The sequence below is a fragment of the Paenibacillus sp. NPDC056933 genome, assembly GCF_042674385.1.
Lineage (GTDB): Bacteria > Bacillota > Bacilli > Paenibacillales > Paenibacillaceae > Paenibacillus.
Map to the genome: position 1 here is coordinate 25,166 of NZ_JBHUQN010000001.1, position 13,720 is coordinate 38,885.

At 48.9% G+C, this 13,720-nt stretch carries 9 protein-coding genes; 7 read left to right on the forward strand and 2 right to left on the reverse strand.

Translation table 11 applies throughout. The annotated features are described in order from the left end of the window. The first annotated feature begins 8 nt into the window (after positions 1-8). The 4 genes from ACFTRD_RS00130 to ACFTRD_RS00145 all read left to right on the forward strand — a co-directional run bounded on the left by ACFTRD_RS00130 (position 9) and on the right by ACFTRD_RS00145 (position 4,817). Complete coding sequence (locus ACFTRD_RS00130; RefSeq protein WP_379376834.1) at positions 9-2,291, forward strand: outer membrane protein assembly factor BamB family protein; 2,283 nt, start codon at positions 9-11, stop codon at positions 2,289-2,291. Positions 2,292-2,424: 133 nt separating this feature from the next. Next, entirely contained in the window at positions 2,425-3,243 is an 819-nt protein-coding gene (locus tag ACFTRD_RS00135; RefSeq protein WP_379376836.1) for a methionine ABC transporter ATP-binding protein, read from the forward strand. Further along, entirely contained in the window at positions 3,230-3,901 is a 672-nt protein-coding gene (locus ACFTRD_RS00140; RefSeq protein WP_379376838.1) for a methionine ABC transporter permease, read from the forward strand. Before ACFTRD_RS00135 ends, ACFTRD_RS00140 begins: the two co-directional genes overlap by 14 nt. Before the next feature lie 76 nt (positions 3,902-3,977). Next, on the forward strand, positions 3,978-4,817 hold the full coding sequence (locus ACFTRD_RS00145; RefSeq protein ID WP_379376840.1) for a MetQ/NlpA family ABC transporter substrate-binding protein: 840 nt from the start codon (positions 3,978-3,980) through the stop codon (positions 4,815-4,817). Positions 4,818-4,939: 122 nt separating this feature from the next. Here ACFTRD_RS00145 and ACFTRD_RS00150 read toward each other — a convergent pair whose 3' ends face one another. Then, complete coding sequence (locus tag ACFTRD_RS00150) at positions 4,940-5,803, reverse strand: helix-turn-helix transcriptional regulator (protein WP_379381073.1); 864 nt, start codon at positions 5,801-5,803, stop codon at positions 4,940-4,942. 142 nt (positions 5,804-5,945) lie between these two features. Here ACFTRD_RS00150 and fabF point away from each other — a divergent pair, with 142 nt between their 5' ends. Then, positions 5,946-7,184: a beta-ketoacyl-ACP synthase II gene (gene fabF / locus ACFTRD_RS00155; RefSeq protein ID WP_379376842.1), complete on the forward strand. Its 1,239-nt coding sequence runs from the start codon at positions 5,946-5,948 to the stop codon at positions 7,182-7,184. Positions 7,185-7,445: 261 nt separating this feature from the next. Here fabF and ACFTRD_RS00160 read toward each other — a convergent pair whose 3' ends face one another. Further along, on the reverse strand, positions 7,446-8,675 hold the full coding sequence (locus tag ACFTRD_RS00160) for a nitrate/nitrite transporter (RefSeq protein ID WP_379381075.1): 1,230 nt from the start codon (positions 8,673-8,675) through the stop codon (positions 7,446-7,448). A gap of 428 nt (positions 8,676-9,103) precedes the next feature. Between ACFTRD_RS00160 and ACFTRD_RS00165 the strand changes: the two genes are divergently transcribed. Beyond that, positions 9,104-11,425, forward strand: a complete 2,322-nt coding sequence (locus ACFTRD_RS00165) for an FAD-dependent oxidoreductase (RefSeq protein ID WP_379376844.1) — start codon at positions 9,104-9,106, stop codon at positions 11,423-11,425. Then, a complete protein-coding gene (gene nasC, locus ACFTRD_RS00170) occupies positions 11,328-13,460 on the forward strand; it encodes an assimilatory nitrate reductase catalytic subunit NasC (protein ID WP_379376846.1) in 2,133 nt (710 codons plus the stop codon). The genes ACFTRD_RS00165 and nasC overlap by 98 nt, the downstream gene beginning before the upstream one ends. Positions 13,461-13,720 lie beyond the last annotated feature (260 nt).

Genomic DNA, 13,720 nt, shown 5'->3' on the forward strand with positions numbered 1-13,720 from the left:
GGACTGACGTGAAGACGGGGCGTAAAAGGCAAGGGACGGGCTACCCATGGAACATCGTTGCTGGTATTGCAGCTCTGCTGGTTACGGGGGGGCTACTGATGAATACCCATTCAATGGCGCTGGAGGGGCAAGGGGCGGGTTCAGTTACGCAAGCGCTATCTGTAAAGCAGAATTATAAAAAGGGGGATAAAGTCACGATTGCAGAAGGAGTACCTATTTACAGCCGCGTGATCGATAGTCGTGTTTCTCCTGATCTGATGGGTATAGACGGATATAGCTCCACCCAGGGGAGCTTGACCATAGATACTATTCGCGGGGAATGGATCAAATTAAAAGGTAACGACTACAGTGAATTCTGGATACCTGGCTGGTATGCCTCCAAAGAAAGCCGCAGCCTGACGAAAACAACGCCGCAGACGTTCACACTGCAATCGGGCAGCAAGCTGTACCTGTTTCCGGGAAGTGAGGCAAGCTGGTCTTCAGGAGCATTCCTGAAAGATCAGGCATTGATTGTTACAGCAACGAAGGACTGGTATGGCGTGTCGATTGCCCCGGGCGTCTGGAATAAGGAATCGTCTACCTATCGTCCTGCATTGCTTTGGGTTAAGGCAAAGGATGTAACAGAGCATACCAAGATAGCTGATGGCTGGTTCAGGAAGGAATCGGGAATGCCCACAACGACTGTACGTCATTTGACGGATATTGTGCTGAACCAAAAAACAACCTCGAAACAGGTCACGCAGTGGCTTGGCGAACCGGATTGGCAAGAGCATTCCGGCAATTTGAACGATACAGGTTATGCCATGAGCATTGGGGACACCTGGCGGTACGAGCGAGCAGATGCTCATTTTCTCGTGACATTTAACAAGAACGGCAGGCTGGTTCGAACGCGCTGGAATCTACCGCAGGATAATGGAAATGTTGTGGTTTCCAATTGGAGCACCAGTCGGTTGGGTGAATACGAGTTCACGACTAAAATATATGGCAAGAGGCTGCCTTCGACTTTACCCTGGAAGCCGATATGGACCAATCAGGGAGATATTAACTACACTTTTTTACAAGCGGCTACGGATGATGTGCTCCTGATAAAAGGAGATGATGGTGGATTTAGCGGGGGGTATTATGAAGGTTCTTTTTACGCACTTGATCGTCATTCGGGTAAGAAGTTATGGGAGATCAATGCAGGGTATGGAAGACAGCGGGCAGAGATGGATACGGGACGCCAATACGTTACAATCTATACCGATTATGACCCTGATAAGAAAGAATACGTTGATCGCATACGCCACCTCCAGTTGAAGACCGGTGATGTTGTATGGGAGTATGCTCCCAAGCAAAAATTCAGATTGAATGGCATTACTGCCGCAAAGAATGTAGTTGTTGTGAATAGTCCGGTTGTTGAAGGATCAAGCAATAGCTGGTTAACGGTGTTGGACAGTGCAAATGGAAAAACATTATGGACCAGAAAACTTAGTACAGGATATCAACTGTTAAACAAGGGGGCAGATGACCCTTATGTGATGTATTGGGAGAACAATCAACTGGTTGCAGCCGATCCGAAGTCTGGGCGAACCATATGGAGTATCAAGGTTGGCAAACCGACTGTGGATCATCCTGAGAACAATCCGTACTTTGACGGAGTATACCGTCTTGATCCGTTTTTGCCGGCTCAGCCCGAACGCTGGATGTTGTTGAGAGATCAATGGGTGCTGCTAGATCTGAACACTGGCAAGAAGCTCGCACAATTCTCTGCCAGGACTGGACAGCAAATTGAGGTTCTTAACGATGGCAGGCTGCTGATTCGTGATAACAAAAAGGGAGATATATACGGAGATTACGCGGATTTTACAACGACACTATACGATGGCAAAAGTGGCAAAAAGCTTTGGGTATTAAACGACAAGATTGAACGAGGTCTCGTGGAGGACAATCAATTATATGTAATCAAAAACGGATATCCGGCAGCCCTGGCATATGGTACGGGGGAAATACGCTGGACCTCCCAAAACACGATTGCTGCTTTGCAATACCCTACCAATCAGGGGAGTTACCTGGTATTTGATGATCAGCTTTTGTTACCGATGGGTGATGATCTTCTGGTGATGAACAAACAAGACGGTACTTTGTTGGGGCGTGTGCATGACGTAGTGATGGGTAATCCGGAGCACCGGGATCGGGATGCAAAGAACGGAACCCTGAATCGGATTGGAAATGAAGTCTATATTGGTTCGTCCAATGGGCGGTTTAGTTTATATGAGGCAAGTGCCTTGAAAACGGATATCTCACGTTAAAGCTTGTTTCATGGGGGATGATGATTTATTATAAATAAACAGGATTGCTCGCGCTCCGGTTTTATCGGCTGTGCGGGCTTTCTTCATGTGTTCTTGAAGGACCATGTACGATCAATCGCAGGAGGAATCTCCCATGATTTCATTATACGGGGTAAGCAAGCGTTATAACGAGCGTGGGTCCCGTGAAGATAAGGGATTCGAGGCGCTAAGCTCGGTGTTCCTAGAAGTAGGCCAGGGAGAGATCCACGGCATTATCGGCTCCAGTGGTGCGGGGAAATCTACGCTTCTGCGCATGCTCAATGGATTGGAGAAGCCGGATGACGGCGAAGTTATTGTGAACGGGCAGCATCTAACCCGGATGAGTGAGCAGAGTCTGCGTCAGGTGCGGAGGTCCATTGGCATGATTTTTCAGCACTTCAATCTGGTCAGCAATCGGACCGTGAGCGGCAATGTCTGTATGCCTCTGGAACTTGCGGGTGTCTCCCGTTCCGAACGGGTTGTGCGGGGACATGAAGTCTTGAGATTTGTCGGACTTGAGGATAAGGCCAATCAGTATCCTGCACAGTTAAGCGGAGGTCAAAAGCAGCGTGTGGCCATCGCCAGAGCACTTGCCAGCCGTCCGGATGTGCTGCTCTGTGATGAACCGACATCTTCGCTCGATCCGCAGACAACGAGCGGAATTCTGGATGTGCTGCGACACGTCAATGAGACGCTGGGTGTGACCATTGTGCTCGTTACACATGAGATGGAGGTTGCCCGAAAGCTCTGTGACCGGATATCGGTAATGAAGGAGGGACGGATTGTCAAAACGTTATCGGAGGCGGAAGTCTCCAGCATACCGGTACCGAAGCCTGATCTGCTGACCTCGTTGCTGATGGGTGAAGATGCATCATCCATGAGTGGACCTAATACTTCTCTTCATAACGGGGAGGACAATAATGATGATACCTGAGTCCGTTGTGAAGTATCAGCATGAAATTTGGCAGGCCATCGGGGAGACCTTTGTTATGGTGGGTATCTCCATCGCAGCGGCCGTGTTAATCGGGCTGCCTCTGGGTACACTGTTGTATCTGTTCAGAAAAGGGCAACGGTATCAGAATCGACCTCTGTCCATGATTCTGGGAAGTCTCGTCAACATCATTCGTTCCTTCCCGTTTCTGCTGCTCGTCGTATTTATGATTCCGTTCACACGTCTGGTCGTTGGAACATCCATCGGGACGCTTGCGGCAACCGTGCCGTTATCGGTCATCGCAGTTGCTTATTACGCCAGACTGGTAGAACAGGCATTGCTTGATGTACCGAAGGGGGTAGTTGAAGCTGCCTCTTCCATGGGCGCATCGACCATGCAGCTAGTGGTGAAATTCCTGTATGTGGAGGCTCGCTCAGGACTCGTCCTCGGTTTAACGACGGCAACCATCAGCTTTATCTCATACTCTACAGTCATGGGTATTGTGGGTGGTGGCGGTGTTGGTGATTTTGCCATTCGTTACGGTTATCAGCGATTCGAGACGGAGATCATGGTATTTACCATTATCATTATGATTATCCTGGTACAGATGATCCAATTTACAGGCAGCAGATTGTCCCGCTGGCTTGATCGCAGATCCTGAAGAGGGACAGGCCAGCAAAGAAAGAATGAAATACAGTATGACCAATACAGATTACATGATGAAGGGGTATATACAGATGAAAGCAAAACTAATGCTCATGCTGTTGGCAGTGATGCTGGTGGCAGTCGGATGCGGCAAAAAAGAAGAAACACCTGCGGCGGAGGGAAACAAGGAAGGCAGTCAAGCCGGACAAGAAGTGACGTTGAAAGTAGCTACTTTGATTCCGCCAATGACGGATGTGCTGGATATTGTGAAGCCATTGCTGAAAGAAGATGGCGTTAATCTGGAAGTTGTGGTACTTTCGGATAACGTTCAACCCAACACTGCACTGGCGAACAAAGAAGTAGACGCAAACTTCTTTCAGCACGTACCTTACATGAATCAGTACAATGAATCGAATAACGCGAATCTGGTTGCTGTGCAGCCTATCTACAATGCCATTTACGGAGCATATTCCAAAAAATATAAATCGATCGAGGAATTGCCTGAAGGTGCAACGGTGGCGATTGCCAACGATCCGTCCAACATTGGACGCTCGCTGGTCATGATGGAACAGAACGGCCTGATCAAACTGAAAGAAGGCGTCGGTTTCAATGCAACGCAAGCAGACATCACGGAAAACACGAAGAACTTCAAGTTTAAAGAAGTGGATCTGTTGATGCTCGCTCGCATGTTGGATGATGTTGATCTGGTTGCCATGACTCCGGCCTATGCGAGTCCGCTGGGGCTTACACCGAAGAAGGATGCGCTGTTCACCGAGAAGGATGATTCCCATTTTGCCATTACCTTGGTTGCCCGGGAAGATAACAAGGGTTCGGAAGCCATTCAGAAGCTGGCGAAGCGTATGGCGGGTCCAGAAGTGAAAGCTTTCTTTGAAGAGAAGTATGCGGATATTGCGATCCCGGCATTTCAATAAAACTCTGTTAATCTGCAAACGAAATAATTTTAAAGGTATGTTTCAAAAGAAACACGAAGACCCAGGCTCATTTGCCTGGGTCTTCTTTTACATGCATTACGATGTGAATGGGAAGAACAGCATCAGCTCTTATCAGAGTCGTGTTCTGCCTTCGGTTCCATGAGACGGATCAATTTTCGCTCGGTAGCTGTGTCTATTGCAGGTGTGTAGATGCTGCATCGCAGATCAACATTTCCTTGAACCTGTAGTGAAGTAAGATCAAAAAGCATTTTGCCAGCTTTGGAATGTCTAAATTCAATCAATACATCCGGGGCACTACTGACACTGCTTTGTTTCCAGAGGGTGTGAAAATCAGGATATCTGTCCATCATGTCGTCCAAAAACATGTTATACCATTCATCATCAACATATTGACCGTAATAAGCACGGAAAATAGCCAGGAAGCCGCTAACAAAATCCTCCCAATTGACGGCCAGTCTCCGAAATTCCTTTCGTTCAAACAACAAGCTGATCATGTTCCGCTGTTCCGCAGGAATCTGTTCAAAATCCATAAACACATGCCGGGCGGCTTCATTCCAGCCCACAATGTGACAGCGTCGATCCGAGATGATCGTGGGGCAATTGCGAAGTTCCTGCAATATTTTTTGCAAGGAGGGAGGAATTTGGAGTGGCTTCTCATCCAGGATATGAAGTTCCGAATGGTACTCCAGAGCAAGGGAAAACAAGTACTTCCGTTCGTCTGAGGTGAGCCTGAGAGCTGACGCAATATTGTCCAGCACAGAATGAGATACCTGAATATCCCGGCCTTGTTCAAGCCAGGTGTACCACGTTGTGCTTACGCCTGCCAATTGGGATACTTCCTCTCTTCTTAATCCAGGCGTTCTTCGACGCGAGCCCGCGGGTAAACCGACGGACTCCGGAGAAATTTTGGACCGCTGGTTTTTTAGAAATGCGGACAATGCCTGTAGCCTGACATCATGGTTCAATCCATCACCTTCGATCATTAGTTTATCATGGTAGTGATTATACTATTATATTTGACAACTTGTAATAGGATAATACGAATGGCAATATAAGTGCATAACTAAATTAAACAATTATTCAAGGAGCACTAAAGGAGGATGCGTTATGGAGCGTGTAGTTATTACAGGAATGGGGATTATCTCTCCTTTGGGGAATGATGTGCATACATTTTGGAATGGCTTGGTAGAAGGCAAATCCGGGGTTTCGCCTATTGAGTCGTTCGATACAACATCCTACAAAACGAAGATAGCGGGAGTTGTCCGTGATTTTGACGGAGAGGGGCGCTTTGGACGGAAGGAAGCTCGGCGCATGGACCGGTTCGTGCAATTTGCTGTTGCGGCAGCGGATCAGGCTTTGGCTGACTCCGGTCTTGTGATGGATCATGTGGACAGGGAGCGGGTTGGCGTATATATCGGTTCAGGGATCGGCGGAATCCAGACCCTGATGGAACAAGGCAAGCTCCTGTCGGAGCGTGGACCTTCCCGAGTCAGCCCAACTCTGGTGCCTATGATGATATCCAATATGGCTGCAGCCATGGTGAGCATGAGATTTGGATGTTGGGGTCCTACTCTATCACCAGTGACGGCCTGTTCGATCGGTAATACAGCGATAGGTGAGGCCTTCTGGCTGATTCGTCATGGTGGGGCAGATGTCATTTTTGCTGGTGGGACGGAGGCAGCTGTCACCGAAGTATCGCTTGCAAGCTTTGGTAACGCGACGGCACTATCTACACGAAACGATGCGTATGAAGGGGCGAGTCGACCATTTGATGCTGGCAGAGATGGTTTTGTCATGGCTGAGGGCGCCGGAGTCTTGGTTGTGGAGTCCTTGTCTCATGCCCTTGCGAGAGGCGCAAATATCCTTGCGGAGATTGTTGGTTATGGTGCCAGTTCAGATGCGTATCATATGGTCGCCACCCATCCGGAAGGGCGCGGTGCATACTTGGCTATGAAAGCCGCTTTGGCAGATGCACAGCTTCAGCCGCATGAGATCGATGTCATTAATGCTCATGCTACGAGTACCGAAGCGGGTGATCTCTCCGAGACCAGAGCGATCAAGCAGCTGTTCGGTGCAGAAGCTTATACTGTTCCGGTAACGGCAAACAAATCAATGACCGGACATATGCTGGGTGCTGCGGGTGGAGCAGAAGCCATATCGCTCATTCAAAGCTTGCGTAGCGGTATCATTCCACCGACAATCAATCAGGAGCACAGCGACCCGGAATGTGATCTAGATTATGTACCCAACGTTGCACGAGAAGCTGATCTGAAGATTGGTATGTCCAACTCATTTGGCTTTGGTGGTCATAATGCGGTTATCATTTTGCAGAAATATTCATCCTGAATAGTAGGACCTGAATACGAATCCAATCGACGAATTAACGTCTGTGTGATTCGTTACATCTCAGAACTGTGCAAATGGGAGCAAATAGTGCGTGCCAGGTTCATTAGACCAAAATAACGCGACAAAGGGGCGTCCACCGTCATGCTCATGACTAATGGGACAGCCCCGTTCCGCGTGGTGTTGATTATCTACATTTGTATACAGCAGACTGCGGACGAATACTCCTAATACTCAGGATCTCATAAGGGATGATCAGAATAATTAGGACGTGAGGGACGGAGATTCAGTGATGCTCTTGCTGCTTTTATTCAGCCAGCTGACACGCCAACGCGATTGCATGATTAGAACGAGGAACAAGGACGCAGCCGCAATCAGACTAAGAATGACAAAGCCGGGTGTATAGGAGTGGTAGGAACTGTACAGTTGACCGAGAATGAGGGGCAATGCATATCCGCCCAATCCGCCAGCGGCACCTACAATACCAGTCATCAGTCCAATCTCGTTGCCGAATCGTTGGGGAACCAGTTGGAACACGGAGCCATTCCCGGCACCAAGACACATCATGCCAAGGAACAACATGACGACCACAACGGGAAGTGGTGGCATGAAGGACACGCCAATCAGCATGATACATGCTCCTGTGTACAGAAAGGTCAGCATGCGTGTTCCGCCAATTTTGTCAGACAGGTAACCCCCGACAGGCCGGAAGAAACTGCCTGCGATCACACAGAATGTGGTAATGTCCGCGGCATGAACTGGAGAAAGGCCATACTGGGTGTTGAAGAAGATGGTCAGATAGTTGCATAACCCCACGAAGCCACCAAAGGTAACACAATAAAAGGCACAGAATACCCATGCATCCTTTTGTTTCAGCAGGCTTCCGTATTGAGACAGTTTCTTTGGTTCAGGCCGGTTGGGGCTGTTACGAGCAAAGAGAGAAAAGAGAATAAATACGATTGCGATGGGGATAATCGCCAGTCCAAATACCACTTCCCAGCTGCCATAATGGGTAGCCAATCGATTGGCAAACAACGTTGCGAGTACTGTTCCGCTGTTACCTGCCCCAGCAATACCCATGGCCAGACCCTGATGCTCCTTGGGATACCACTGTCCCGCCAAAGGAAGAGCAGCAGCAAAGGAGGCGCCTGCTACACCAAGCAAGAGAGCTACTACATACAGTTGGCTCAGGGAGTCAACCCACAGCCAGCCCAGTAGCAGAGGCACAAGTGTGACGAGCATCCCGATCTGTGCGGTCAGCTTCGGCCCGATATAATCGGACAGGAAGCCAAGTACAAGTCGCAGAATTGAGCCGCCAAGAATAGGCAAGGCCACCAGATTGGCTTTTTCCAATGGTGTCATTGGATAATCCAGGGCAATCACTACGGCGAGTGGACCAAGCATACCCCATATCATAAAACTGATGTCAAAATACATAAACGCCCCGAACAGGGTAGGCTTATGCCCGCTCTTCCAAAAACTTTTACTCTCCATCATCCATCATCGCTCCTCATCCAATTGAGATCTTCGAGACTTGTCTATGTGCATGTTCAGGCAGAAAAAGGCCGCAATTCGTCCTGATAAGAACGATTTGCGGCCCCGTTGCCGACAGGCGGTACACGTCATTGTGTTCCCGCACCTGAGTTGATCACAGCACTGTGATTTTGATTCAAATTATAAAAAGGGAAATTTGAGATGTCAACAAAAATTACATGAAATTTAAAATATTTTGATTTTTTATGATTTTTATAATCATTATGTTAATTTTATTGACATATGTTTGAGATTACCTTAATCTGAATCTATTATGAGTCTACACAATGGCGTGTGGATTCCGGAGGCAACGGTGCCCTTTTCCGATATATGGAGAAGGGATTTTTCTGTTTATTTTCAGATGTGTGACAGAGATTAGGGGGCAGCCCATGAGCAAAAAGAAACTGGTGATTATCGGGAATGGTATGGCCGGTGTGAAGTGTGTAGAAGAGATTATTGCATTGGAGCCTGACAGATATGAGATTGTGATCTACGGGAATGAACCCCGTCCCAATTACAATCGCATTATGTTGTCGAAAGTGTTGCAGGGTGAGCATTCGCTACAGGATATCATTATTAATGATTGGAATTGGTATAAGGAGCATGGTATTCGGCTCTGTACAGGAGAAACGGTGCACAGGATCAATACTCAGGCGAACTATATAGAGACTGAATCCGGCATAAGGGAAACATACGATATTCTGATACTGGCAACTGGATCTTCTCCGTTTGTTCCACCGATTCCCGGCATAGATAAAGAGAGGGTCATGTCTTTCCGCACGATCGATGATTGTACACGCATGTCGGAGTATTCGAAGGAGTATCGTAAGGCAGCGGTAATTGGTGGGGGATTGCTTGGGTTGGAGGCTGCACGTGGATTGCTGCATCTAGGCATGGAAGCGGTGGTAGTGCACAACGCACATTATATTATGAACCGACAGCTGGATCTGAAGGCTGCCTCGATGCTTCAACAGGAGCTTGAGGCTCAGGGGATGACCTTCCTTTTGGCGAAAAATACTCAGAAAATTATCGGTCGTTCGCAGGCCCAAGGTCTCCTTTTTACCGATGGCTCCAAGCTTGAGGCTCAGGTTGTTGTTGTGGCTGTGGGCATTCGCCCAAATGTGGATCTGGCTAGGCGTAGTGGGATTGCTACGAATCGGGCGATCGTGGTCGATGACTATATGCGTACGAGTGTACGGGGTATATACGCGGTTGGGGAATGCGCTGAACATCGAGGGATCAGTTATGGTCTGGTGGCCCCGTTATACGAACAGGGAAAGGTCCTCGCACGTACATTATGTGGGCAGGACACGCCGGAATATAAGGGATCAATTCCATACTCCCAACTGAAAGTATCGGGGGTCGATGTTTTCTCAGCGGGTGAGATCAGTGGTGAAGGATTGCAGACTGCTATTCAAACGCTGGACGGGATTCGCGGCACATACAAAAAAGTGCTGATGAAGGCTGGTAAGGTGCGTGGAGCCATTTTGTTCGGGGATACGGCTGAGGGGAGAGCATTGCTGGGACTGGTGCAACGCGGGGCAGAGGTCGCGGAACTGGCTCCACGCGAGGATGCCCCCGACCCTGCCGAAATGGCAGCTGCTGCACTGCCGGATCAGGAGACCGTATGTGCCTGCAACAATGTGACCAAGGCTGTCATCATGAAGGCTATTCAGGGGCAGGGTCTTCAGACGGCAGATCAGGTAAGGGAGCAAACTAAAGCTTCAGGGTCATGCGGTGGATGTCGCCCCATGGTTGCTGCTCTGGTGAAACACACACATAATCAGAAGAATAACGGCGGTGCGGGTACGGTAACCCAACTGGAGGAAAAGTCTGTCATACCAGTATGCAGCTGTACATATCTTGGCCACGCCGGACTGAAGGAAGCGCTGGATCACATTCTTAGAGAAGAACACATGGATATATTACATCATCAACCTGTGATAACTCGGCAGATAGACATAACCTTGATCTTACAGAAACTGGATTGGGGCACAGAGCAAGGATGCACGGTATGTCGTCCTTCGATCCACTATTACTTGCAGGTATCCACTTCAACGATGAATGAGCGGGTGACGATTACTGATGAACATCCGGCGGCTGAGCGGGTAGGTATGCAGCAGCATTTAATGGAGGCCGGAATCAAGCGTAAACATGAAATTCAGATCCGCTGGGATGATGGTAATCCTTTGTCATCCTACACCCTGGATGTGGGAGACTTGGCGGCGAAACTTCGTTCGAGCTGGACAGATGCACATATGCCATCCCTCGTGAACGTGGGTATTGCACCTCGGCCTGGCTCATTGGTGAGTGCACTGGTTCAGGACCTTGGCTTGCTGGCTTCTCCTGTAGGATGGGAAATTTACGCAGGCGGACATGCGGAGCATCCAGTCAAGGAAGGCAGATTGCTCGGCGTTGCAGAAACAGAGCTGCAAGCAGCATTGCTCGCAACTGCCTGCCTGCAGTGGTACCGTCAAACTGCTTGGTATGATGAACCATTATGGGCATGGACGGAGCGATTGGGATTTATGGCGATTCGGGAAACGCTTTTGGATGATCAGTTCCAGAAGGAACTTGCGATGGGTATCATAGCTGAAAGGCAGGGATGGGGAAATGAAATTACCCGTGAATTCAGAATTGACAGCTTCAAGGCTTCTTGTAAAGGAGACTCAATGTCCGTATTGCAGTGTGCAGTGCAAAATGACCGTTGAAGAACTTGCTGAACCTGTTAAGGGAGAGCATCGTGGGGAGTATTCGGTTCAGGGCGTTCCGAATGAAGCCTCCCAGGGCAGATTGTGTGTTAAAGGCATGAATGCACATCAGCATGCGCTCAGTGGCCAACGATTGCTGCACCCTTTAATCCGTCGCAATGGCGAACTTGAGACGTGTTCCTGGGAAGAGGCCATCCAATATATCGTAAAGCAATTTCAGAGTATGAAAGATATCTATGGAGCAGATACGATTGGGGTATACGGAGGCGGATCTTTGACAAATGAAACAGCTTATCTTCTTGGCAAATTCGCAAGAGTTGCAATAGGTACGAAGCACATTGATTATAATGGACGATTCTGCATGTCAGCCGCAGCATCTGCCGGGAGCAAAGTATTCGGCATGGACCGTGGACTGACGTTCCGGTTATCCGATATTCCCAAAGCGAGTTGCATTATACTGGCAGGCACCAACATTGCGGAGTGTCAGCCAACCCTGCTGCCATACTTCAATCAGGCAAAGGAGAATGGGGCTTTCATTATTGTTATTGATCCGCGGAGGACTGCCACCGCGGCGATGGCCGATCTTCACTTGCAAGTGAAACCCGGGATGGATGCTTTGCTGGCAGATATGATGCTGAAGGTGATTATGGATGCCGGCCTAGTAGACCCTCATTTTATAGAAGTTAAAACGCATGGATACGAACAATTAACGTATGGTTTGGCAGATTTACAACTGGAGCAGGCCGCAACGGCATGTGGGATTGATCTGGCTCAGGTTCGTCAGGCAGCAATGGCATACGGTAAAGCAGACACTGGAATGATTATGACAGCGCGGGGAGTGGAGCAGCAAACGGACGGTCATTTGGCAGTCAGACATTTTCTGAATTTGGTTCTGGCGACTGGCAAAATTGGCAAACCAGGCTGCGGATACGGGGCCATCACAGGTCAGGGGAATGGGCAAGGCGGGCGGGAGCATGGGCAAAAGGCCGACCAGCTGCCTGGCTATCGCTCCATCGAAAATGAAGCAGATCGTGCCTATGTAGCTTCAGTCTGGGGAGTGGACCCGGCAAGTTTACCAGGAAAAGGGGTCTCGGCCTACGAGATGATGGAGCGTGTGCATAATCAGGATATTCGGGCGTTGCTTGTGATGGGGTCGAATCCGGTGGTATCCAATCCCAATGTGCGTTTGGTGGAGGAGGCACTGCGTAAACTGGATTTCCTGGTGGTGGCAGATATGTTTCTGTCGGAGACAGCCCGATTGGCCGATCTGGTTCTCCCGGTCACGGCCTATCTGGAGAATGAAGGTACACTGACCAATCTGGAAGGACGTGTTTTGTTGCGAGAACAAGGCCGACCTTCCCCCGGAGAAACGCTTCATGATTGGGATGTTTTGTGCCGAATTGCTGCAGAATTGGGCAAAGGCACTTACTTTCAATATGATTGTGCTGAAGACATATTTAATGAGCTTAGGGTAGCCAGCCGCGGGGGGATCGCTGATTATTATGGGATAACCTATGAGCGTCTGCGTAACGAAAAGGGGGTATACTGGCCATGTCCTGCTCCAGAGGAACAGGGGGAAGGGTTGCTATTCAGTGAGCGATTTGCCCACCCGGATGGCAAAGCTGTATTTACAGCCGAGTTAAGCCCGGGCTGGAATGAAGTATCCCCGGAATTCCCCTTGATTCTCACCAATGGACGTGTGCTTCCTCATTACCTGACAGGGGTTCAGACACATCGAAGTGCAGCGCTCGCAGCTCGTGAATTGGAGAACTTCGTTGAACTTCATCCGGCTGCCGCAGCCCGTAATCGTGTACTGGATGGTGAATGGGTAGAAATACAATCGGTGTACGGGAGCTTCACCGTTCGTGCCCGAGTCAAAGCATATATTCGAGAAGATACCTTGTTCGTGCCGATGCACTGGGGTGGTGTTCAGAATGTGAATCGGGCAACAAGACCGGAATTGGATCCCTATTGCCGTATGCCAGGATTCAAGACGGTCGCAGTAACCATTCATCCTTTACGATTAGTCAGGTGAGTAATACGAGTCGAATAACACTATGAGTGTCTGATGAAGAGCTTAACGGCTGTGTAGTCCCATATTTATATGAGACTGCGCGGCTTTTTTTGCGTATTAAACGTAGAAATGCAATAGTTCCGAGGTTCCAGCTAAACATGAGGATTGGCCCATGAATATGGCTGGAATATTCGTTATGATGTTAATTAGGGGCACATATGTACGTATTTTGGAGTGGGTAATGAAACAAGCTGATGATTAAGTTAGGTCCATTATCCATG

Coding starts and splice junctions, on each gene's coding strand:
- fabF (WP_379376842.1), top strand. CDS start 5,946: ATGGAGCGTGTAGTTATTACAGGAATGGGGATTATCTCTCCTTTGGGG.
- ACFTRD_RS00140 (WP_379376838.1), top strand. CDS start 3,230: ATGATGATACCTGAGTCCGTTGTGAAGTATCAGCATGAAATTTGGCAG.
- ACFTRD_RS00145 (WP_379376840.1), top strand. CDS start 3,978: ATGAAAGCAAAACTAATGCTCATGCTGTTGGCAGTGATGCTGGTGGCA.
- ACFTRD_RS00165 (WP_379376844.1), top strand. CDS start 9,104: ATGAGCAAAAAGAAACTGGTGATTATCGGGAATGGTATGGCCGGTGTG.
- nasC (WP_379376846.1), top strand. CDS start 11,328: ATGAAATTACCCGTGAATTCAGAATTGACAGCTTCAAGGCTTCTTGTA.
- ACFTRD_RS00135 (WP_379376836.1), top strand. CDS start 2,425: ATGATTTCATTATACGGGGTAAGCAAGCGTTATAACGAGCGTGGGTCC.
- ACFTRD_RS00160 (WP_379381075.1), bottom strand. CDS start 8,675: ATGGAGAGTAAAAGTTTTTGGAAGAGCGGGCATAAGCCTACCCTGTTC.